Raw genomic sequence first — 22,867 nt, 5'->3', positions numbered from 1 at the left:
AGCGTGAGCGAGCGGGTGAGGGAGAAGGCTATGAAGCCCGCCCCCTTGCCCCTCTCGCTAAGCGATCAGTGGAGGCCGAGCTTGGCGAAATCGAGGGGCAGCCCCTTGTAATCGGCGGGCAGCACGAAGGCCGCGTTGTCGGCTTTGACCCGCAGGACGTTGGACAAGGCGGTCTCCACCGGGATCTGGCGACCGTTGAAGGCGACCTTGCCGACCAGCTTCATCAGGATGCCATCCTTCGTGACCCACATGCGGCCTTGGAAACTGCCGCCGCCGGAGCTGTCGCCGGACACCTGGTAACGGGTGGTCATTTCACCCGAGATCCTTTCCGTTCCATCCGCCTTGCGTTCGACGCTGACACCGTCGAAACCGCCGATCATGCCGGCAACGGACAGGAAACTGGTGGCGACGTACCATTTGCGTTCGGGCCACATCATCGCCGCCTGATCGATATCGCGGCGCAGCAGCAAGGCCTGACGCCCGCCCGTGGTATCAAAATCGCGCCGCTCGCGGCCCGGCGCGTGGATCACCGATCCCTGAAAACGGCCCTTGTCGGAGACAAGATAAAATTCGGCCGTATACTCCACCTGCGCATCCAAAAGCTCGGGCAGGCCGACCGCCGCGGCCCGGCTTTCGGGCATGCGCGAAAAAAGGGCGCCGATGGCGAGGACAAACATCAGAAGAAAACGGGACACCGTGAACGACCTCCTTGGCAGGAGGCATACTATAGCGGCAAATAAGGCGAAAATCGGAACTTCGGAAATAAAATGATCCTGACACCCATTACCATCGACGATCTGCCGGCCCTGCTCCACCGTTTTGAACACAGCCTGGCCGGAGAGGATCTGGCGCGGACGGTATTCCGCCGCATTGCCGCCAGCCTGGATCTGGTCGAGAGCGACGCCCTCTCGCTCTCCGAAGACCCCCGGCATCATCGGCAGGCGGTCGCCCTCTGCCATCGATTTCACATGGAGACCATCGACGAAACGCCGCGCGCCGGATTTACCTGGGATGGCCAGGCAGTGCGCGCCGGATGCGAACCCAGCGTGATCATCCACGAAGTGGGCCATCTGCAATGCGCGAGCCCCGATCGCCGAAGCGTCTATGATTTCGGCCTGGGCGCCGGACCCGAGACGGGACGGCGGGCCGAAGCCGACGCGGCGGCGACGGTTTTCGGCGTCGAACGCGACCAGGAGGAGGCGTTGGCCTCGCTGCAGGGAATTCTGTGGGAGGCGGCCCTGGATCAACCGGCCATTCTGGCGTTCATCGAACAGAACTGGCTGGAAGGCGGAGACCGTCCGGAAAACCGCGCCCATTTCCTTAAGAATTTACGGATCCTGCGCCATCATGGCCTGATCGATGAAGACGGGCTGCCGACCGAACGCCTGCGTGAGGAAAGCTCAGCCCTTCGGTTTTACTGCGTTTGAATAGTTGACAGGGTTGCGACGTGACGGCCGGAACTTCAGGATGATTTGCAGGCGGGGCCTCATCCGGTAGCGTGGCGGATCCACCAGAAATCGGTGCCCGGTTTCTAAGGGACTGGAGGCCGAAAGGGTCGGATGGAACCAATGAGTAACACACCGACGACAAAACCGCCGCGCGGCGCGGCGCGGCCGGCAGTCGAACTGGAAGCCCGGGAACGCGAATTGCTGCGCGTCAACCGCGCCCTGGCGACGCTGACCCGAGCGACGGAGGCCCTGATCCGGGCCACGGACGAACAGCAGCTCCTGAACGAGATCTGCCGCATTCTGGTCGAGGTCGGCAGCTATGCCTTCGCCTGGGTCGGCTATGTCCAGCATGACGACGAATGCTCGGTCTGGCCGGTCGCCCGCTTCGGCAGGGACAACGGCTATCTGGCGGAAACCCGGATGACTTGGGGCAAGAGCGATCATGGCGGCGGGCCGGTCAGCCGGGCCGTCCGTTCGGCCCAGCCGCAGCTGACCTATGTCAATGCCCCGGAATTCGCCCCCTGGCGCGATGCCGCCTTGCGCCGCGGCTTCCAGGCCACCGTCTCCCTGCCGCTGGAGGTCGAGGGATCGGTGATCGGCGTCATCGGGCTTTATTCCGGCGACACCGCCCCCTTCGACCCGGACGAGCTGCTTCTGATGGCGAAGCTGGCCCGCAACACCGCCTGGGGCATCGGCATGCAGCGGATGCAGTTCGAAAAGCGGCGCGCCGCCCAGGAGCTGAAGGAATCCGAGGGACGGTACCGGTCCCTGGTGGAATTATCGCCGGATGCCATCATCGTTCATACTCAAGGCATCATCATCTTCTCCAATTCGGCCGCCGATACCCTGTTCCACGCCGCGCCGGGCACACCGCTGGTGGGCAAGAGGATGATCGATCTGATGCAATCCGAACCTTCCGGCGGTCACCATCCGCATCTGGAGGCGGAAGGCATCCCCGAGGGAGTGGTCGAGGAGCGGCTGACCCGTCTCGACGGCGGCGTCTTCGCCGCGGAAGTCACCGCCGCCTCGATCATTTTCCATGGCGTCCATGCCCGCCAGGTGGTGATCCGCGACATCACCGAGCGCAAACAGGTTCAGGAACAACTGGTGCAGACGGCCAAGCTCGCCACCTTGGGTGAAATGGCGGCCGGCATGGCCCATGAGCTGAGCCAGCCGATCAACATCATCCGCATGGCCGCGGAGGGCGCCCTTCTGATGATCGACCGGCGCAAGGCGAGCCAGGAATATCAGGAAAAGCAATTCGCCCTGATGGCGGCCCAAGCCGGCCGCATGGCGGAGATCATCGACCACATCCGCATTTTCAGCCGCCAGGACACCGGCTCCGTGGCCGTCTTCGACGCCCGCGATTCCGTGTCGATGGCCGTGCAACTGATGGAATCCCAACTGCAGGCCGACGGTATCGAGGTCACATCGGCCGTGCCCGGCCAATCCTGCCCCGTCCTCGGACGGCCGGTGCAACTCGAACAGGTCATCATCAATCTGCTGACCAATGCCCAGGATGCCGTCAAAACCGTCAACACGATGGCGGCGCAGGCGGGCAGGATCCTCGTCGAGACGGCCCTCTCTCCGTCCGGCGATCTGAGGATCGTCGTCGCCGACAATGGCACGGGCATCGGCGAGCCCCATCTCGATCGCATCTTCGAACCGTTTTTCACCACCAAGGAGGTCGGCAGCGGCACCGGTCTCGGCCTTTCGGTCAGCTTCGGCATCATCACCGCGATGGGCGGACGCCTGGAGGCGCGCAATCTGTCGCCGCGAGGGGCGCAGTTCACCATCACCCTGCCGCTCGCCGGCGAACAGCCTCGCAGCACCGGCGGAGCGGATCCGGCGCCTGTGGATACCGCCTTCCCGGCCGGCCCGGCGCGTCGCCATATCCTGCTGGTCGATGACGAACCGCAGGCCATCGATACCATGGGCACCTATCTTCGGGAATTCGGCTACCGGGTCAGCCAGGCGACCAGCGGCAATACCGCCTTCCATCTGTTCGAGAGCGATCCGGCGGACGTCGTCGTGACCGACGTTCGCATGCCGGATGGGGATGGCGAGGAATTAGTCCGCAAGTTACGAAAGGTTTCTCCCGCCCTACCGATAGTCGTAGTCACGGGTCATATTGGGACTACCGAAAGTCTGGAAGACGCCGCGGCCCCCGCGCTGACTATTTTGAAAAAGCCCATCAGTTTGGCGGCCATGGCCAAGGCGATCGAGAATTTACTGCATAGTCCCTGAACAAAGTTCAAAGTGGTCCGTAAGTTTTTTTGCTTTCCATGTAACAGCTTTTGTATAGTGAGTTTCCTTAACGTGGTTCTACCGGAAAGAGGTCAGATGCATATCCTCGTGGCCGACGACCACAATTTAATCAGGGATGGCCTCAAGCCTTTCCTTTACGAGCTGGACCACGAAGCGACCATTCTCGACGCAGCCAATTTCGATGACGCCTTTGCCATGGCGAACGCATCGGAAAGCCTGGATCTGGTTCTTCTGGATTTGAAAATGCCCGGTATGAACGGCCTCCAGGGGGTCGAAAGGATGCGTCGCGCCCATCCGAACGTTCCCGTCGTCATCCTGTCCGGACATGTCGAACGCGACGAGGTCCTGGCCGCCGTCAAGGCCGGCGCCGCCGGCTATATTCCGAAGACCATCAGCGGAACTGCGTTGATCAACGCCTTGAAGCTGGTTCTGGAAGGCGAATCCTATCTTCCGTCCAGCATTCTGCTGGACAACACGCCCATCGAACGCAAGATACCGACCTCGCCCCTGGCCACCCTGTCGGCCCGCGAACGCGAGATCCTGGGTTATCTGATCGAGGGGATGACCAACAAGGAAATCGCCAGGCGCCTCGATCTGCAGGAAATCACCATCAAGATTCATCTGCGCAACGTCTACCGCAAGATCGGCGCCATCAACCGCGCCCAGGCGGTCCGCATCGCCATGACCTCCGGCTGGCAGACCTCCACGCCGAGCTGAAGAAGCACGCCTCGAAACGGGCCCCGACCTTTTGCACAGGGATTAGGCTTTTCTCTTCGAGGGGAAGGAGCTATTGCTTAATCTCCGGGCAAGGCCGCCGGCCTGATGCGATCACGAATCTCAGCGGCGGAGCCGCCCGCGGCTTTGGCATCCTAATTGCTTGATACAGCTTACAAAGGCCGATCAGCAGGAGAAGAGCCTATGGCGTTGAACGGCATTTTCGATGAGATGTACGGTTCGGACGGAGCGCTTCGCCCGCCCTATGACAAGATCGCCAAATGGCTTGAAGCCACCCCCTCCAACACCTTCGCCACCAAACGGGAACAAGCGGATCTGCTGTTCCAGCGCATCGGCATCACCTTCGCCGTCTACGGCAGCGCGGCGGGCACCGAACGGCTGATTCCCTTCGACATCATTCCCCGCGCCCTCGCCCACGAGGAATGGAAAATCCTCGAAAAGGGCCTGTTCCAGCGGGTGCGCGCCCTGCAAATGTTCCTGGGCGACATCTATCACGGCCAGGAGATCATGCGGGCCGGCATCATCCCCTCCGGACATATTCTCAAAAACGACCTTTACCGGCCCGAGATGAAGGATGTCGACGTCCCCGGCGGGGTTTACGTCCATATCGCCGGCATCGACGTGATTCGCGTCCGCGAGGGCGAATTCCATGTTCTCGAGGATAATCTGCGGACGCCCTCCGGCGTTTCCTACATGCTGGAGAACCGCGCCGTGATGATGCGGCTGTTCCCGCATCTTTTCTCGGAAAACCGCGTCGCGCCGGTCGACCATTACCCGTCCGAGCTGCTGCGCCAGTTGCGCTCGGTGGCGCCGGCCGCGGCGCGCCACAGCCCGACGGTGGCCGTACTGACCCCCGGCCCCTACAACAGCGCCTATTTCGAGCACGCCTTCCTGGCCGAGGAGATGGGCGTCGAACTGGTCGAGGGCCAGGATCTGTTCGTCCGTGACGACGCGGTCTGGATGCGCACCACCCAGGGCCCCCGCCGGGTCGACGTCATCTACCGCCGCCTCGACGACGATTGCATCGATCCCCTGGCCTTCAATCCCGACTGCCTGCTGGGCGTGCCCGGACTGCTTTCGGTCTACCGCAACGGCGGTGTGACGCTGGCCAACGCCATCGGCACCGGCGTCGCCGACGACAAGTCGACCTACCCTTACGTGCCCGACATCATCCGCTTTTACCTGGGCGAAGAACCGATCTTGAAAAACGTCGAAACCTATCGCTGCAATCGCCCCGACGACCGGGCCTATGTGCTGGAGAACATCGCCGATCTGGTGGTCAAGGAAACGCAAGGTTCGGGCGGCTACGGCATGCTGATCGGCCCCAAGGCAACCAAGGAGGAGCATGAGAAGTTCCGTCGCCTGATCATCGACGATCCGGACGGCTATATCGCCCAGCCGACGCTGGCGCTGTCGACCTGTCCGACCTTTGTCGAGGAGGGGGTGGCCCCCCGCCATGTCGACTTGCGGCCTTTCGTGCTGACCGGGCGCGACGGAATGGCCGTCGTTCCCGGCGGCCTGACCCGCGTGGCGCTGGGCGACGGATCGCTGGTGGTGAATTCGTCGCAAGGCGGCGGCACCAAGGACACCTGGGTGCTGGAGGGCTGACCATGCTGAGCCGTACCGCCGAACAGCTTTACTGGACCGGCCGCTATGTCGAGCGCGCCGAAAACATGGCCCGCATTCTGGATGTCAGCCAGCGCCTGTCGGTCCAGGGCCGCGCCCGCTCACGCGACGCCAATGAATGGGTGGCCGTCCTCGACATCCTCTGCGCCGAAAGGCAATACGCCGAGATCCATGGCGAAGTGACGGAGGCGGGGGTGATCGCCTTCCTCACCCTCGACCGCAGCAACCCGTCGTCGATCTATTCCTGCCTGCGCACGGCGCGCGAAAACGCCCGCGCCTTGCGCTCGGCCATTTCCGCCGAGATGTGGGAAAGCCTGAACACCACCTGGCTCGCCATCCGCGACTTGACGGAGGCGGACATGCAGGCGCAGGGCCTCAGGGAATTCTTCGACTGGGTGAAGGTCCGCTCCCACCTGTTCCGGGGCGTTTCCTACACCACCACCCTGCATGACGACGGCTTCGCCTTCATCCGCCTGGGCACTTTCCTGGAACGGGCCGACAACACCACCCGCCTTCTCGACAGCAAGTTCCACATTCTGGCCGACAGCGGCACCGACCCGGCCGCCAACTATTACGAATGGGGCGCCGTGCTGCGGGCTGTCGGCGCCTTCCGCGCCTATCATCAGCTTTATCACGACGTCATCACGCCCAGCCGGGTGGCGGAACTGCTGGTGCTGCAGCCGCAGATGCCCCGGTCGCTGCGTTTCTGTTTCGACCAGGTGACCTATCTGCTGGGAACCTTGAGCCTGGGCCGCAAACTGGAAAGCGAACGCATGGCCGGCGAGTTCTGCGCCCGCCTGCGCTATGGGCAGATCGAGAAGATCCAGGCCAACGGCCTGCACGACTTCCTGATGGAAACGCTGGACCGCATCGCCGAGCTTTCGGTCCATATCTCCCACGATTTCTTGATGACGGTATAGGAGGGCATCCGATGCGCGTCGCCATCAACCACGAGACCATCTACCGTTATCAGGCCGAGACCAATTACTCCATTCAATATCTGAGGATGTGCCCGATCTCCGGCGCCGGCCAGCGGGTCCTGTCGTGGAAATTGGCCAGCCCCGGAAATCTGCGGCCCTGGACGGACGGGTTCGGCAATGCCGCCCATGTCCTGGTCGTCGAAGGTCCCCACCGGGAAATCCGCATCAAGGCCACCGGGGAGGTCGAACTCTCCGATGTCGGCACGCCCCTGCTGGCCGACATCGAGCCGCATCCGCCCGAACTGTTCCTGCGCTCCACCCGGCTGACCACCGCCGACGAGCGCGTCACCCGTTTCGCCGGCGGCTTCAAGCCCGCCGTCACCGGCAATCCCCGCAAGGGCCTGGACAATCTGGTCGCCGGCATCCGCCAAAACGTCGAGACGAAACCCGGCCCGGCCAAGCCGGCGCCCACCGCCTCCCAGGTGCTGGAACGCAAGACGGGCGGCAGCCAGGAACAAGCCCATCTGTTCATCTCCTGCTGCCGCAGCCTGGGCGTGCCGGCCCGTTACGTCAGCGGCTATCTGTGCTCGGACTCCCGCGACGAGACGGCCGTTTCCGGCCATGCCTGGGCCGAGGCCTGGATCGAGGGGGCCGGCTGGTTCAGCTATGACGTGGCCAACCGGATGTCCAACGCCAAGGCCCATGTCCGCATGGCCGTCGGCCTCGACCACCTCGACACCTCCCCGGTTCGGGGACTGCGCCGGGGCGCCGGTCCCGACGACATGGAGGTCAGCGTCACCATTTCGGACGCCCGCAAGCTGAAGCCGCAACGGGATCAGCAGTAGGCCGATCAGCACCGCATGCGATAACGCCTCATGGTAAAAATCTGACGGATGGCACCCCCCATCCGTCAGATTTTTGCCATGAATTCAATTCGTTGGCGGTCAAACCCGGACGCCTGGGCACCAAGCGTCCGGGTTTGGACTACGAGGCTCGCTCTTGAAGACGCGCCCCGGCGGCCGTATAGTCTTCGTAGATACATGGAGGCTCTATGCGCACGCAAATCGCTCGGTGGGGCAACAGTCTGGCGGTCCGCTTGTCACGGCAGGTGGCGGCCGATGCCGGGCTGGGCGAAGGGACGGCGGTCGATGTCGATATCATCGATGGCGTCGTCCGGGTGACACCGGCCCGGCCGATCTATTCGCTCGCCGAACTTCTGGCCGGGGTAAAACCGGACAACATCCCGGAAAGTTTCGATGATCGTCCCGTGGGCCGGGAGTTGCTGTAGTGGCGGCTCCCGATCGAGGCGATCTGGTGTGGATCGATTTCGATCCACAGACCGGACATGAGCAGGCGGGACGTCGACCAGCCTTGGTTCTCAGTCCCAGAGCCTATCATCAGGTTTCACCTTATGCCGTGGTTTGTCCCATCACGCGCACGGTCAAAGGTTATCCGTTTGAAGTGGTGCTGCCGGAGGGGTTAGCCGTCTCTGGCGCGGTTCTCGCGGATCAGATAAAGAGCATCGATCGGCGTTCGCGCCGAATCGAGTCGGCGGGAAAGGCCCCGGAATCCGTTGTCCAGGACGTGGTGGCGAAGATCTTGCCGCTTCTGACAGGCGATATGCCGGCAAACGGCATCATCACATAAAAATCACCCGAAACATCGACAGGGGAACGGTAAATGACTTACTGCGTCGGCGTGTTGCTCGACGATGGCTTGGTGATGGCGTCAGATTCGCGAACGAGCGCCGGCGTCGACAATATCGCCACCTTCCGCAAGATGACCATTCTGGAAAAGCCGGACCGACATCTGATCTGCCTGCTTTCGGCCGGAAACCTGAGCCTGACCCAGTCGGCGGTGAGTTTGATCGGCGAGTGGGCGACGGGCAAGAAGGCCGAACTCAACATCAACAAGGCCAAGACCATGTTCCGCGTCGCCCGCATCGTCGGCCAGGCGCTGCGCGAAGTCTATCAGGACGACGCTGAATCGCTCAAGGCGCATGGCGGCGAATTCAACGCCAACTTCATCCTGGGCGGCCAGATCAAGGGGGAGCGGGCGCGCCTGTTCCACGTCTATTCCGCCGGCAATTTCATCGAAGCCACCGCCGAGACGCCTTTCTTTCAGATCGGCGAGACCAAATACGGCAAGCCGGTGTTCGACCGCCTGCTGAAGCAATCGATGCCGCTGGCCGAGGCCGCCAAGCTGGTGCTGATCTCCTTCGATTCGACCATGCGGTCCAATCTTTCTGTGGGCCTGCCCATCGATCTTCTGTGCTACGAGGGCGGCTCGCTCGCCGTCGAGCATTACCGCCAGTTGGATGAGGCCGACGGCTATCTGGCCGGCATCCGTCGGCAATGGGGCGAAGGATTGAAACGCGTCTTCACCGGCATCGCCCCGCCCGATCTGGACGGGTGACGCCGTTGACCCCGCCCAACCGACAAGACCACCAGGAGGGAGCGGCGCTCATCGTTCTGGTGCTGGGCCTGACCCTGCTCGCCCTGGCGATGGTGGGGGCCTTGCGGTTTTGGGGGCCGAGGGACGATCTGCGGCGGGCCACCGGCAACAACGCCAACACCCGGGTGGCGGCCGCCATCGACCGTTATGCGGCGGCCAACGGCAACCTGCCCTGCCCCGACGTGAATGGAGAGGGAACGGCGGAACCATCCTCCTCCTGCGGAACGGTAACGACCTGGGGGCTGGTGCCGTGGAAAACCATTGGCCTGGGACCGCAGGACGCCGTTGACGCCTGGGGACGCCGGCTGACCTACGCCCTGGCCGCCAACAGTACCAGCGCCCCTTACGCCTGCAATGTGAAAGCCTCCGCCAACAGCGGCGGGGGACTTGCCACCTGGAGCAGTCTCACCCCCGTCTCGGGCGGCACGTCGGCAGCCTATGTTCTCGTCAACCACGGCCCCAATGGACGCGGCGCCTTTCAGCAGAACGGAGCGGCCATCGGCAGCCAGCTTTCCGTCCCGACCGATGCCAACGAGGCTTACAACTGTCCGAGGGATGTCGGGACATCGAGCGTCTGCAAATCAGTCGACCGTACCAGGTATTGGGCGGGTCCCTATGTCGCGCAAGGCTCGAACACGACGACTTGGTTCGACGACACGGTGTCGGCACGAACAGGACAGACCTACGCCTGTCTTTGCGTTCAACCGACCATATCGACCAATTTCAACTTGTCGTCGGGAACCGTCATCGCAACGGCGGCGCTGGTCTCCCCTGCAACCTGCGACACAGCCTGGACGACCAGCGTCGGGCAGGGGTCAAACTGGGGAAGCGCGACCCGGACACCGACCAACTGTGCAGGAAATCCCGTCGTTACGAGGGCCGGCAACAGTTGTTCGGTATCTGCGGCACTTACTCCGCCGGGTATCGTCGCGGCCTCGAACCTGGAAAATGCCGGCTGGCCAAGTGCCGCCACACCCAAATCACCATCGTTCAAATTTCTTGCCTCACCCAGCGCAACCGGTTCGCCTTCTTCAGGAGGAACATCCTCGTCCATGCCGGCCATGGATGAGCTGAATCTGAGCAACAACGGAAATGGCTCGTTGGACTCCTATTCGAATGGCAGAGGCACGACGACGGAGACCACTGGCACGAAAACCCTGACTTATACGGACGTTATCGGCATCATTACTATCCAATCGAACGGCGCCAATCTTTGTTATGAGGCGGATACGGAAACCCTTGGTGTCGTACATCAGGATGGGTGCTACCTCGCGACATCAGACAGCTTGACCATCACTTTACCGACAAGCCTCTCCTTCTCAGTTTTTGCCATGATTCTCGACTTCAAGACCGCAGGTTCGGTGAGCATCAGCGAACTCAACAGTGCTGGAAATACCTGCGATACGGGCATGACCTGCTCGAATCCGCTTTCGTTTCCCACTGTGGAGGCCGGATACATGATCATCCCCTGGCAGGCCGTGACCGAAACGACGTCCGGAGGCAGCATATCGACCTTCAAATTCAATACGTTGATAATTCAACCGACCGGAACAGGAACTCCTAAAATCGGTCTTTTTGCATTTTTCGCGAGCACATAGTCCTCGGCTCTCTCAATCGAGGGCGAGATTTCGGATATCATCTGTCATTGTATGTAAAGTAAGAGGGGCAAAAGCCTGGGCTTCATAGCTTTCTCCCTCGCCCCTTGTGGGAGAGGGAGGGGCCCGCGTTAGCGGGAGGGTGAGGGGGAAAGTCGCACAGAACCTGAATATTTTCTTCCGCCTGTTGGCGGAATGCCCCCTCATCCCACCCCTTCTCCCACGAGGGGAGAAGGGCTTTTGCCCGTCCTTTTGCCCCTCTTACTATATTAAGTGCGGAAGTCTTCTTCTTTATTGGCTTAATTCTCGTGCAAATTGACGAAGAGATGACCAGACAAGACGGTTTCACCCTCATCGAGATGGCCATCGTGCTGGCTTTGGTCGGCCTTCTCGTGGGCGGCGGGATTTTCGCGACCGGGGCGGTGATCGAACGCAGCCGGATCATCCAGACGAACAACAATCTCGATCAGGCCGAGGCGGCCCTGGAACTGTTCGTCGTCCGCAACAACCGGCTTCCCTGCCCCGCCGACGGCGGCTTGGCCAGCGGAGTGGCGAATTATGGCACGGAGATCCCGAACCCTGTTACCTCCGGCACAGCTTGTTCAGTGACGATGGCCAATTCGGTCCTTCCCTGGGTCACCCTCGGCCTTGACGAAGCAACGTCAGTCGATGGCTGGGGACGACGCTTATCCTACGTCCCGGCAGGAGCTCAGACTACCCCGGCGTGGGACTCTCTGGTTGATCCCGGCTTGAAGGGAAGCGGCGCATCGGCAACGGCGACATTAAACTCCAGCAATGTGGTCTCCGCAGTTACTGTGGTCTCCGCAGGTTCAGGCTACACGACGGGCGCCTCATACACACTTTCCTTTGTCGGTGGCGGTGGAGCTTGGTCCACTGCGACGATCACGACGGCAGGCACCACGATGACTGGGGCGACGGCCACACTCTCCTCAACGCAAGCCTACAGCTCTCCCCCGAATGTCGTTTTCCATACCGCCGGCTGCATGACCCGCACGTCCGGCCTTACCAGCACCGGGCGTTCGCCGCTTTGCGACGGCGCGACCCAGGCGCTCGCCCCGTCCTATCCCTACGGCAATTACATCGCCGTCTATTCGGCCACCAACACCGGCACCGAACTCACCACAGGCCAACCTACCGCCGCGACGTCTTGCAACGGCGCCACGGCTTCATCGTCGGTCGGCGCGACCAACGTCGCCTGTGCCGGCGGACGGGCGGCCTACGTCCTGATCAGCCATGGTCCCAGCGGATGGTACGGCTGGCAGAAAGGCGGCGGCCGGATACCGCCCCCGGCCGGGACCACCTTCACCTTGAAGCAATACAACAGCGATGCCTCGGCGGGCTCCCCCGGCAGCTACGGTTTCGTCCAGGGACAGTCGCAGGGACTGCTGCGCAATCCCACCGCCGGCTATTTCGACGACATCGTCCGCTGGCGGACGCCGGCGATGATGATCCAGCTTTGCGGGGCCGGCGCATGCGGCAATCCATAACCCTCGCCCTGCTGGGCGCCGCGTTTCTGGGCGCGGCGGGGACGCCGGTCCGGGCGGCGGCACCGGCGCGCGAACCGCCCTCCTGTCTGGTCGAGATCGCCAAGGCCGAGCAGCGCCACCGCCTGCCGCCCGGCCTGCTGGTGTCCATCGCCCTGGTCGAATCGGGGCGGCACGACGCCATGACCGGCCTGACGACGCCTTGGCCCTGGACCATCAATTCGCAAGGGGCCGGGCATTTCTACGACAGCGCCGACGACGCCCTTCAGGAAACCGGACGCTTGCTGGCCGACGGCATCGGCGTCATCGACGTCGGTTGCATGCAGGTCGATCTGTACCATCACCCCCATGCCTTCCGCACGCTGGCGGCGGCCTTCGATCCGGAAACCAACGTCGATTATGCCGCCCGCCATCTTCTGGCGCTCCACCACCGCCTGGGATCCTGGCCGGCGGCGGCGGCGGCCTATCACGCCGGGGACCCGGCCCAGGGGCTCGATTACGCCGCCCGCGTCCTTTATTACTGGAGGACGCTGCACACCACGGCGGATTCCGCTCAGCCGGTGCCGGGCAATCCCCGGCGGCGGGGGTTCGTCGTCACTGCGGCGCCGGGACCGCTCGATGTCGCCAGCGCCTTCTTCGTCAAAAAGGATTACGCGGCGGCCCTCGCCATCTATCGCGCCAGCTTGCAAATCCGCCCCGACGACCAGACCGCCCTGCTGGGTATCGCCGAATGCCTCGGACAGACCGGCCATGACGAGGATGCCCGCTTCTATTACGAACGCGCCCTGATCGCCGAGCCGCGCAATGCCGTCGCCCTCGACGGGCTGCTGCGCCTGATCGACGCCGGACCGGCGGAAAAACGCTTCCCCCGCCTGCTGTCGGCCCGGCAGGTGGCCCCGGACGCGGCGCCGGTCCACGCCCGCCTGGCGATGATCGAAGCGGAACACGGCCGCCTGGCCGACGCCGTCGCGGACATGGCATCGGCGGTCCGCCTGTCACCCGATAACGCCACGCTGGCGCTGAATTACGCCCTATTGCTCGACCGCGCCGGGAATCCGGCGGCGGCTCAAGCCTATGACGCCTTCCTGCGTCTCTACCGTCCCGGCAATGCCACCTTAAGCGTTTCCCTGCACAGCATCCGGGAACGGCAAGCCTATCTTCAGGAGCATACGCGCTAGGCCGAGCGGGCATGACGAAAGAGTGGCGGTTGGCCCGTCAGGGGCCCGTCCGCCTCGACACACTGGATAAAGAGGATCCGATGGAGATCACCGAGTTACTGGCCTTCACCCTGCAAAGCAAGGGATCGGACCTGCATCTTTCCAGCGGCAATCCGCCGCTGCTGCGCATCGCCGGCGACCTGAAGCCGCTCAAATGCGACCCTTTGACCGCCGACGAGGTCGCCGCCATGCTTCATTCGGTGATGAGCGACGAACAACGCGCCGATTACCAGCGGGACCACGACCTCGACTTCGCCATCGCCTTCGGGGAACAGGCGCGCTTCCGGGTCAACGCCTTCACCGTCAATCGGGGACCGGCGGCGGTGTTCCGCACCATCCCGACGGCCATCCCGTCGCTCGACGAATTGGAGGCGCCGGCCATCTTCAAACAGTTCGCCGAATTGGAAAAGGGCCTGGTGCTGGTCACCGGACCGACGGGCTCGGGCAAGTCGACGACCCTGGCGGCGATGATCGACCACATCAACCGGACCTTCCACAAACACATCCTGACCATCGAGGATCCGGTGGAGTTCGTTCATACCTCGGAGCGATCGCTGGTCAACCACCGGGAAGTCGGCAAACATACGCAGTCCTTCGGCCGGGCCTTGAAAAGCGCCTTGCGGGAGGATCCCGACGTCATCCTGGTCGGCGAGATGCGCGACCACGAAACCATTTCGCTGGCGCTCACCGCCGCGGAAACCGGTCATCTGGTCATGGGCACCCTGCACACCGGCGGGGCGGCGAAGACCATCGACCGGATCATCGACGTCTTTCCCGGCTCGGACAAGGACATGGTCCGCGCCATGCTTGCCGGCTCCCTTCAGGCGGTGATCAGTCAGGTTCTGTTGAAAAGGACCGGCGGCGGGCGAGTGGCGGCCCATGACATCCTGGTCGGCACCGCCGCCGTCCGCAATCTGATCCGCGAAAACAAGGTGCCGCAGATCGCCTCGATGATGCAGATGGGCAGCCGCTACGGTATGCAGACCCTGGAGGATTCGGTGAAGACCCTGATCGCGCAGGGAAAGATCGACCCGGCGGAAATGGACCGTTTCATGCCACCGGGCCAGGACCGGAGCACGGGAGGAACGTCCGCCGCGCCTCTGCCGGCGACGGCGTCCGCCTCGACGGAGGAGGCCCCCGCCACGCCCCCGCAACCACCGAAACGGGGGGTGACCAGCCTGTTCCGCTGATTTCCACTTCTCGGTGATCGGCCCCGATCACCTCTGCCCTCAATCGCCGGGCGGGTTTCTCCGAAACCCTGGGCTACGCGCCAATGATGGCGCGGGCCCTCAATGGGCCAGACCAAGTCTCGATGAGCGGCACTCATCGAGACTTGGTTTAATCCGCATCACCGCGCAACGGCGTCGATCGCCGCCAGGAAGGCGCGTTCGAGATTCTGCCCTCCATGACGCGCCATCAGATCTCCCGGCGGCCCGACATAGATCAGACGCCCGTCGCACATCACGGCGATCCGGTCGCACATTTCCTCGATGTCGGCCAAAATATGCGACGAAAAGAAAATCGCGTTTCCGTCGACGCTGTATTCCTTCAAGCGGTCCTTCAGCATGATCCTGGCGCGGGGATCGAGACCACTCATCGGTTCGTCCAGAATCAGCAGGGGAAGACCGGTCAACAAGGTCCCGAGCAACCCCAGCTTCTGTCCCATTCCCTTCGAATAGGTCCGTCCCTGCCGACCCAGTGCCGCCGGATCCAGATCCAGCCCCTCGCACAACCGCGTCGCCGCGTTCCGGTCCAGAACCTTGCCGTAATAGCCGAGCGTGAGGGATAGAAACTCCCACCCCCTCAGAAGGGGCGAGGGTTGAAATTTCTCGGGCAGATAGGCGAGCAACCGGCGTCCCTTCGGCGGGCCGGCGGGCAATCCGAAAATATCCGCCGTTCCGCTGGCCCGGCTAAGCCCCAGCAACGCCTTGATCAGTGTGGTCTTCCCGACCCCGTTCAGACCGATCAGACCGAAGACCTCTCCCGGCTCGACGGTAAAGGCGATATCCCGGATCACCGTGCGTTTTCCATATCCGGCCGCCAGATCGGCGATTTTAAGCGGTGGAACGCTCACGGAACGATACCCTCCACGATGTCGTGACGCGCCGCCCGCCAGGTCTGAAAGGGACGTAAATGGAACCGCGCGGGCTCGTCGCCCAGGGTCACGATCTCCACATCGTTTTCCTTGACCGAAATCACGCGAAATCCCGGCGGCTGATGATCGGGACTGATCCGGTAGCCGTTCGCCCAAACGGTCCATTGGCCATTTCCCAGGTCCACCAATGCCGACACGAAAATATTCGCCGCTCCGCCCTTCCCGGCGGAGACGGCCTTTTCCATGTCCGCCGAGGCGCCCCCCTCGGATTGACCGGCGAGGGCGCGGCGGATGGCAGCCGCTTCCTCGGCGCTGAAAAGCAGCGTCCGCCCCCCCGCCCCCGGTTCGCCGGGCGGCGGCGATTGCTGGGCATGGGCGGGGCCCGGCGCCGCCACGGAAACGGCGGCCGCCAACAGAGCCCGGCAAAGGGCGGAACGCTTCGTCGTCATGGCCCCTCCTGCGCCGGCGTCCGCAAAGTCAGCCATTGGAAGGAAAGACGGACGCGAACCGCCGAGACGGAACGTCCGGCGCGAAGGTTGTTCAACAGATCGGCATCGATATCGGCGGTTCTCTCCAAACCGGCTTCGACCACATGATAATGGGATGGCAGGGATTGCAGGACCTCGTCCCAAAAATCCATGGCATCGGCATCCAGCAGGGCTCCGCTTTCGAAGCTGACCTGTGTCGATCCGATCCGATATTTCTCCTGGGCCGGTCCCGCCACCGCCTGAGGCTCGACCTTATAGTGCAGATTGGCCAGGGAATGGCGGCCGGCCATGTCCTGGGCGTCGGCGATCAGCTTGACGGCATTCGGATTGTCGAGAACCCCCTTGTCCCCGGCCGCAGCATAACGCCGCCGCAACTCGGGATATTGGTCGATCTGACGCCGCAACTCGGCGCTTTGCCGCCTTGCCTGCGCCAATTGCGCGCGCAATTGGGCAACCCTGGACTCTTGCTCGTCCACCACGGTTTCGACCGCATAGGCGCCGAGGATGACGATCACCTCGGTCAAGATGACCGCCAGGACGATTTTCAGCCGGCGGGGCAGCGCCTTCAGCCGTGTCATGTCCAGACGCAACTCGGCGCTCATCACAGCCTCTTGCGGATCAGATAATCGGCAACGGCCGGACCGGTCGGCTTGACGACGGGGCTGGCCCCCGCCGTTCCCTCCAGAACCTGGGCGCGCGAGGTCGCGGACGGCAATTTCAGCAGGGAGACGTCATGCCCCGGCAGGCTTCTCGTCAGCCGGTCCTTGATATCCCTGGCCCATCGCGTCACCTGATCGGTCTGCCCCGCCTCCATCGCCGGCAACCGAATGGTCAGTTGGATCTCGTAGCTCACCGCGGCATCTTTTTGCGCCCCCCTCGCCGCCCCGGCCGGTGCCCCGGCGGGACGGGGAAGGAACGGGGGATCGGGAGCGGTGAAGAGGATCTTTTGCACCTGCGTCGCCGGATCCAGGGCCAAAGCGACCGACCGCAAGACCTCGTTCGGATTGATCTGGGCCTTGTCGAAGGCGGTTAGCGCCTGTTCGACCTTCTGCAAATCGTCGATGGAGACCTCGTAATTCCGCGTCCTCTGCCGAAGCTGGTTGAGCCCTTGCGTTTCCAGGGCCATGGAATTTTGCAGCGCCTCGGCCGTGGACATCGCGTCGAGGGCATCGAAGGCCAGCGAACCCACATAAAAAATGGAAAGCAGCGCCAGAAGCGAGGCCGTGGCGAAACCAGCCTTGTACAACTGCTCGAACACCAGCCTCTCGCGCAACCTTTCGGTCGGCAGGAGGATGCGGGGACGGCGCTTCGATGCCAGGACCTGGGCGTGCAGGATATCGGCGTAAGGACCATCTTCCGGCCCGACCTCGCCATACCCCAACCGCTGCCCCGCCTGTTTCGGGGTCAGCGCCATCACCTCGCTCACCGGCAGGTCGCGCCGGGTCACCGCGGCGCAGATGTCGTGATTGGCCAGAACGACGAGATTGAGCCGATCGGTTTCCGCATAGCCGAGACGCTTGATATAGCTGATCGAGGAGCGAAGCTCCCGTTCGATCAGCATCGCGGCGGCTTCCGCGCTCAGGTCGCCGGGCGGAGACGCGGTCAAACGGGTGAGCACCAGATTGGCCCCCGACGAAAAGATCTGACGGAAACCGCTGGTCGCCTGCTGCGTGACCAAAGCGTGCCAGACGGTCTGGCCTTCGTCGCCGGAAGACGGGCAAAGACGGGCGGCCACGGCTTCCGATTCCAGCGGCAACAGACAGAAGCCGGTCACCGGATTGGACAGGCTTTCGAGAAAGCCGATCCATTTGCCGATCGTCCCGGTAACCGGCAGGGCGGCGAACAACACCGTCTCCTGCCCGTCCTTGGCGCGGTTCAAGGATACCGCGGCCTTCAGGGTGTCGTGAGGAAAGGCGACATCCAGACGCCGCTTGACGATGGTCAGACGATCGAAGCGGCCGACGCGGGGCAATTGTTCCTCGCGGTACATCTGTTCCAGGACATCGACGGAAACCATCAATGGCGCCGTGGGATCGTCCCCCAGATATCGACGAAACGTCTCCAGGCCGTCTTCCGCGTCGACCGCGACAAACAGGGCATCGACCACCCGGCGCCCCTGAAACCGAACCAGACTGCCCCCGCCATCGCCGAAAATCAGGACGAACCGGCCCGCCGACGAAAGCAGGCCCCAAGCCCTCAACAGTCTTCCCAAGGGGCGAACCGCCGCCGCCACACGGCCACCCGTGATGACGCCGGCACCGCGCGCCAACCATTTCCGGATGGAAGCGGCGGGACGAAACAGGGACATCCAACGGGACGGCTCCAACATCGAAAAAATCACCCCATCCTGCTCAGGCTGTCGTAAATGGGCCCCAATACCGCCAGCACGATCCACGCCATCATCGCCCCGGCGAACAGCGTCAATGCCGGCTCGATCATGCTGACCAGGGCGTCGACGCTCCGCTCGACATCACGATCGTAGAAATCGGTCACATTGTTCAGCGTCTCCCCCAGGTTACCGCTGTCTTCGCCGATCTTCACCAGGCGGATCACCAGACTCGGGAACTCGCCGGTATTGCGCAATCCAACCGACAACGGGTTGCCGTCCTCGACGCCGACACGCACCAAAGCCAGGGACCTGGCCAGACACCGGTTGCCGGTCACCCGGCCGGCGGTGTCGAGGCAGGTGAGGATCGGCACGCCGCTTTGGAACATGGTGGCGAAGAAATGCGCGAAACGCGACAAGGAAAGTTTACGCCTCAATTCGCCGAGGAGCGGGACCCGTAAAATGTAAAAATCGATTTTGTAAGCAAAGCTCTCCGAGAGGCGTGCCCAGAGCTTGAACAGAAAATAACCGCCCACGGGCAGCCCGGTGATCGCCCACCAATAGCCCTGGACGAAATCGGAGGTGGCGATCAACGCCATGGTGATGATTGGAAGTTCCTGTCCGTTGGCCATCAGAAACGACACCACCTGCGGCACCACGAACAGCATCATGAACATGAACAGGGCCGCCATGACAGCCAGCATGATCATCGGATAGCGGGTCGCCCTGCCGATCTTGGCGTTCAGGTTCTCGGACCATTTCAAATGCGCGATCAATTGCGTGAAGGATTCGGTCAGATTGCCGCTTTCCTCGCCGGCGGCCACCAGGGATTGGAAGACCGTGCTGAACACTCGCGGATGCCTGCCGAACGCCTCGGACAGGGATTGGCCGGAGGAGACATCCTCGAAGACCTCGGCCAGCAAATCCCGCAGCCGCCGATGATCGGTCGCATCGCGCACATCGGCCAGCGCCTCCATCAGGCTGACACCGGCGGCCGACAGTTGCTGCAGATGGAGGCACATCTGGATCAGCTCGCGATTTTTGACCCTTCCGCCAAACAGGGCCAGGCGGTTCCGCCCTTTATCGGCGGAGACGGTGAGCAACTCGAGATTGATCTGCTTCAGTCGCTGATAAAGATCGGCCTCATTGTTGGCGTTCAACTGACCGGAAACCCGCCGCCCGGTCTGATTCAGCGCCCGATAATGGTAAAGAGGCATCGGCGCGCGCCCTTACAACCGATCGGTGATGTCGACCGCGCGGGAAAGGCTGTCCAAGGTAATCGCCCCCTGAAGGACCTTCAGGAAACCATCCTCGGCGATCGGCACATAGCCGAACTTCCGCGCCGCCTCCCTGACCTGGACCAGGGAGGCGCCGGACAGGATCATCTCGTCGAGCACCCGGTTGACCGGCAGCAGTTCATGCACGGCGAGCCGCCCCTTGTAACCGGTGTGGCGGCATTCGGGACACCCCCTGGCCTCGCCGAGCAGCGGCGCCTTTTCCGGATCGACGCCGAGAATTCCGCATTCCTCCGCCGTCGCCGGACGCTTCGCCATGCAATGGGGGCACAGCGTCCTGACCAGCCGTTGCGCCATGATGGCGATGATATTGCCAGCCAGCAGGCCGTGGCTGAGGCCAAGATCATGCAGGCGGGGGATGGCCCCCGCCGCGTCGTTGGTATGCAGCGTCGTATAAACCTGATGGCCGGTCATCGACGCCCTGAGCGCCATGGCGGCGGTCGCCTGGTCGCGCACCTCGCCGATGAAGATGACGTCCGGGTCCTGGCGCAGGATGGCCCGCACGCCGTCGGCAAAATTCATCGCCGTGCCGTCCCTGACCTGGCCCTGGCGCATCAATTGGACCTCGTACTCCACCGGGTCTTCCAGCGTCATGATGTTGCGTTCGAGGGAATTGATCTGGTTGAGCACGGCGTAAAGCGTGGTCGTCTTGCCCGAACCGGTGGGACCGGTGACGATGATGATGCCTTCCGGCCGTTTGATCAGCTTTTGCAGCAGCCGGAAATTGTTGTCGGAAAGGCCCAGGCCGTCGATGGACATGACGGCGCGCGATTTGTCGAGGATCCGGATGACGATGTTCTCGCCATGCACGGTCGGCAGGCAGGAGACGCGGAAATCGATCTTGCGGCTGCCCATGGCGAAGCCGAAACGACCGTCCTGCGGGTTCAGCTTGTCGGCGATGTTCATGCCGGAGACGATCTTGATGCGATGCGAGATGGCCGGCCAATGATCCTTGTGGAAGGTGCGGATCTGCTGCATCACCCCGTCGATACGGTAACGCAGGCGGACGAAGGCGCCCTCCGGTTCCAGATGAATGTCCGAGGCGGCGCTTTTCACCGCATCCAGTACGATGGCGTTGACCAGCCGCACCAGGGGATGGACATAGCCCTCGCCGGCCAGGGCGGACGCCGAGATGTCGTGCTTGCCGGTTTCAAGTTCCCGCAGGATGCCGTCGATGGAAAATTCGTAGCCGTAGAACTGGTCGATGGCCTGCAGGATCTCGGCCTCCGAACTGACCAGCGGAATGATCTCGCAGCCAGGAGGGGCGTATTTGCGGGTCTGATCGAGGGCCAGGACGTCATAGATGTCGGCCATGGCCAGGCGCAGCGACTTACCCTCCAAGCCGACCGGCAGCACCCGGTAGCGCAGCGCCACTTCCTTGGGAATCCGCTTCAGCACGTCGGGCTCGACCACCGTGCCCTGCAAATCGAACTTCTCGTAACCGGAACTGGAGGCCAGCACCGCCGAGAGCGCCGATTCGGTAATAAAGCCCAGATCGACCAGCAACGTCCCCAAAAGCTTGCTGGTCCGCTTCTGCTCGTAAAGGGCGACTTGCAGCTGATCCTTGGAAATCAGCCCCATCTCGACCAGATGATCGCCGATGCGGGCCCCGGCTCTTCCGTCCTCGTTCCGAGAAGGCGATTGCGCATCCGGAGGGGGGGCAATGGAATCTTCGGACTTCGCCGGCGTCCGCCCGACCTGATCGGAAAATTCGAAGCCCCCCACCGTCTCGCTCCCTTCCCGGCCATGCCCAATTGCCCACCTTGGATAACCGGCGTCCCTACCCATCGGCGCTCGGATAAACCCTCGCCCCTTGCGGGAGAGGGTGGCCGCCTTAGCGGCCGGGTGAGGGGGTCGCGCGTCGGCGCGGCATAAAGACTTGTCCGTTCCTGCACACTTTTTCCGCGCTCCCGCGCGTAAGTCCCCTCACCCCACTCGCTTCGCTCGTCCCCTCTCCCGCAACGCGGGCGAGGGGTTTTTTCTTTAAAGTCAGTGCCGAAAAATCGATCTCTACGGACAAGCGGCGGCAGGCCCCAATATTTATTGAAGAATGAAATTTTCCACGCAAGATACCGAGTTAGGATTTACGCCCGAGACGACATATCGACCGACCCCAGGATCGGCCGTCGTCGGAGCGGGATTCGTGCAAGTACCGTAGGTCGCCGTATTGACGAGAATCGTCCCCGTTCCGGGATTGCCATCATCATACTTCGCATCCATGCCGGAAGCATCGGCCTCCTTGAGGCCCACCGTGGGGACAGCCGCAGCCGGCGCATTTCCTTGAATACGCAGGATCGGGGCCCTCACGGCGGGACCGCCGTTCGCCGCCATATTGTAACTTCCGATGGTCAGGAACGTTCCGCCGATTTTTCCCGCATATGTCGCGCTTGTCGACGTAAATACATTGCCGCTGCTTACCACGATGCCCGAAAGCAGGTCCGCCGCAGCCAGATCCAGCCAAACGATCTGCGATTCGTTGCCCGTATCATTGGCATTATCGGCCAGATAGGCAGGCGCCGCCGCCTGGAAGGCTCCGATCATGCCGTCCTGATTGCCATCGGTGGCCGCGGTAAGCGCCGTGAAGCCGAAGGTGGTGCGCCCCGTAAGGTCGCCGGGATAGTAACCATATCGGTCCTGGAAGGTATAAACGGCTCCCCGGACGGCGTCGATCTGCGCGACCTGCATTTTCACGCGCGCGCTGTTGACGACCTCCTGCCCCTTGATGATGCCGCCGATAATCAAGCCGATGATCACCAGGACGATCGACATTTCGATCAGGGTAAAGCCATGCTGACCATTCCGGCAATCGCCCGCCCTCGACAGAAATCCCCCAGATGGCGCAACCTCCGTCATCACCCTCTCCTTCCGGGGACACCCACACCCCCACGTTGAACT

21 protein-coding genes are annotated in these 22,867 nt (G+C 62.8%); 13 read left to right on the top strand and 8 right to left on the bottom strand.

Annotation, left to right across the window (positions count from 1 at the left end; translation table 11 throughout):
• Positions 1 to 65 precede the first annotated feature (65 nt).
• On the bottom strand, positions 66 to 695 hold the full coding sequence (locus CWS72_RS01435) for a hypothetical protein (RefSeq protein WP_146002587.1): 630 nt from the start codon (positions 693 to 695) through the stop codon (positions 66 to 68).
• Between the two features lie 72 nt (positions 696 to 767).
• Between CWS72_RS01435 and CWS72_RS01430 the strand changes: the two genes are divergently transcribed.
• The 13 genes from CWS72_RS01430 (at position 768) to CWS72_RS01370 (ending at position 14,958) form a co-directional block, all read left to right on the top strand.
• Positions 768 to 1,427 carry a hypothetical protein gene (locus tag CWS72_RS01430; protein ID WP_101248764.1) on the top strand — a complete coding sequence of 220 codons (660 nt, stop codon included), beginning with the start codon at positions 768 to 770 and terminating at the stop codon, positions 1,425 to 1,427.
• A 141-nt stretch (positions 1,428 to 1,568) separates the two neighbouring features.
• Positions 1,569 to 3,695, top strand: a complete 2,127-nt coding sequence (locus tag CWS72_RS01425) for an ATP-binding protein (protein WP_158240456.1) — start codon at positions 1,569 to 1,571, stop codon at positions 3,693 to 3,695.
• 96 nt (positions 3,696 to 3,791) lie between these two features.
• On the top strand, positions 3,792 to 4,433 hold the full coding sequence (locus CWS72_RS01420; protein WP_101248762.1) for a response regulator transcription factor: 642 nt from the start codon (positions 3,792 to 3,794) through the stop codon (positions 4,431 to 4,433).
• Positions 4,434 to 4,634: 201 nt separating this feature from the next.
• Entirely contained in the window at positions 4,635 to 6,059 is a 1,425-nt protein-coding gene (locus tag CWS72_RS01415; protein WP_101248761.1) for a circularly permuted type 2 ATP-grasp protein, read from the top strand.
• 2 nt (positions 6,060 to 6,061) lie between these two features.
• Entirely contained in the window at positions 6,062 to 6,997 is a 936-nt protein-coding gene (locus CWS72_RS01410; protein ID WP_101248760.1) for an alpha-E domain-containing protein, read from the top strand.
• An 11-nt stretch (positions 6,998 to 7,008) separates the two neighbouring features.
• Positions 7,009 to 7,842 carry a transglutaminase family protein gene (locus CWS72_RS01405; RefSeq protein ID WP_101248759.1) on the top strand — a complete coding sequence of 278 codons (834 nt, stop codon included), beginning with the start codon at positions 7,009 to 7,011 and terminating at the stop codon, positions 7,840 to 7,842.
• Positions 7,843 to 8,048: 206 nt separating this feature from the next.
• Complete coding sequence (locus tag CWS72_RS01400) at positions 8,049 to 8,285, top strand: AbrB/MazE/SpoVT family DNA-binding domain-containing protein (protein ID WP_101248758.1); 237 nt, start codon at positions 8,049 to 8,051, stop codon at positions 8,283 to 8,285.
• Positions 8,285 to 8,644, top strand: a complete 360-nt coding sequence (locus tag CWS72_RS01395) for a type II toxin-antitoxin system PemK/MazF family toxin (protein ID WP_101248757.1) — start codon at positions 8,285 to 8,287, stop codon at positions 8,642 to 8,644. Before CWS72_RS01400 ends, CWS72_RS01395 begins: the two co-directional genes overlap by 1 nt.
• Positions 8,645 to 8,677: 33 nt before the next feature.
• Positions 8,678 to 9,412, top strand: coding sequence for a proteasome-type protease (locus CWS72_RS01390; protein ID WP_101248756.1), 735 nt, complete (start codon positions 8,678 to 8,680; stop codon positions 9,410 to 9,412).
• Between the two features lie 5 nt (positions 9,413 to 9,417).
• On the top strand, positions 9,418 to 11,049 hold the full coding sequence (locus CWS72_RS01385; RefSeq protein ID WP_146002586.1) for a hypothetical protein: 1,632 nt from the start codon (positions 9,418 to 9,420) through the stop codon (positions 11,047 to 11,049).
• 323 nt (positions 11,050 to 11,372) lie between these two features.
• Complete coding sequence (locus tag CWS72_RS01380; protein ID WP_101248754.1) at positions 11,373 to 12,554, top strand: type II secretion system protein; 1,182 nt, start codon at positions 11,373 to 11,375, stop codon at positions 12,552 to 12,554.
• Positions 12,539 to 13,729 carry a tetratricopeptide repeat protein gene (locus tag CWS72_RS01375; protein ID WP_158240455.1) on the top strand — a complete coding sequence of 397 codons (1,191 nt, stop codon included), beginning with the start codon at positions 12,539 to 12,541 and terminating at the stop codon, positions 13,727 to 13,729. Before CWS72_RS01380 ends, CWS72_RS01375 begins: the two co-directional genes overlap by 16 nt.
• A gap of 11 nt (positions 13,730 to 13,740) precedes the next feature.
• On the top strand, positions 13,741 to 14,958 hold the full coding sequence (locus CWS72_RS01370) for a type IV pilus twitching motility protein PilT (RefSeq protein WP_274540576.1): 1,218 nt from the start codon (positions 13,741 to 13,743) through the stop codon (positions 14,956 to 14,958).
• Positions 14,959 to 15,116: 158 nt separating this feature from the next.
• On the opposite strand, the gene CWS72_RS01365 is transcribed toward CWS72_RS01370, so the two are convergent.
• The 7 genes from CWS72_RS01365 to CWS72_RS01340 form a co-directional block, all read right to left on the bottom strand.
• Positions 15,117 to 15,842, bottom strand: a complete 726-nt coding sequence (locus CWS72_RS01365; RefSeq protein ID WP_199175497.1) for an ABC transporter ATP-binding protein — start codon at positions 15,840 to 15,842, stop codon at positions 15,117 to 15,119.
• Positions 15,839 to 16,312: a hypothetical protein gene (locus tag CWS72_RS28025; protein ID WP_199175496.1), complete on the bottom strand. Its 474-nt coding sequence runs from the start codon at positions 16,310 to 16,312 to the stop codon at positions 15,839 to 15,841. The genes CWS72_RS01365 and CWS72_RS28025 overlap by 4 nt, the downstream gene beginning before the upstream one ends.
• A complete protein-coding gene (locus CWS72_RS01360; RefSeq protein WP_101248751.1) occupies positions 16,309 to 16,953 on the bottom strand; it encodes a hypothetical protein in 645 nt (214 codons plus the stop codon). Before CWS72_RS01360 ends, CWS72_RS28025 begins: the two co-directional genes overlap by 4 nt.
• The gene (locus CWS72_RS01355; protein ID WP_146002585.1) at positions 16,953 to 18,680 is read right to left on the bottom strand and encodes a hypothetical protein; all 1,728 of its coding nucleotides are present in this window, start codon (positions 18,678 to 18,680) and stop codon (positions 16,953 to 16,955) included. Before CWS72_RS01355 ends, CWS72_RS01360 begins: the two co-directional genes overlap by 1 nt.
• Positions 18,681 to 18,688: 8 nt before the next feature.
• A complete protein-coding gene (locus CWS72_RS01350) occupies positions 18,689 to 19,894 on the bottom strand; it encodes a type II secretion system F family protein (protein ID WP_101248749.1) in 1,206 nt (401 codons plus the stop codon).
• Between the two features lie 12 nt (positions 19,895 to 19,906).
• Entirely contained in the window at positions 19,907 to 21,697 is a 1,791-nt protein-coding gene (locus CWS72_RS01345; RefSeq protein WP_241911523.1) for a GspE/PulE family protein, read from the bottom strand.
• A 315-nt stretch (positions 21,698 to 22,012) separates the two neighbouring features.
• On the bottom strand, positions 22,013 to 22,825 hold the full coding sequence (locus CWS72_RS01340; protein ID WP_101248748.1) for a prepilin-type N-terminal cleavage/methylation domain-containing protein: 813 nt from the start codon (positions 22,823 to 22,825) through the stop codon (positions 22,013 to 22,015).
• Positions 22,826 to 22,867: the final 42 nt, after the last annotated feature.

This window comes from Telmatospirillum siberiense (genome assembly GCF_002845745.1).
GTDB classification, from domain to species: domain Bacteria; phylum Pseudomonadota; class Alphaproteobacteria; order Rhodospirillales; family Magnetospirillaceae; genus Telmatospirillum; species Telmatospirillum siberiense.
Note: the sequence above shows the minus strand (reverse complement) of the source record. Positions and strands in the feature narration are given on the sequence as shown.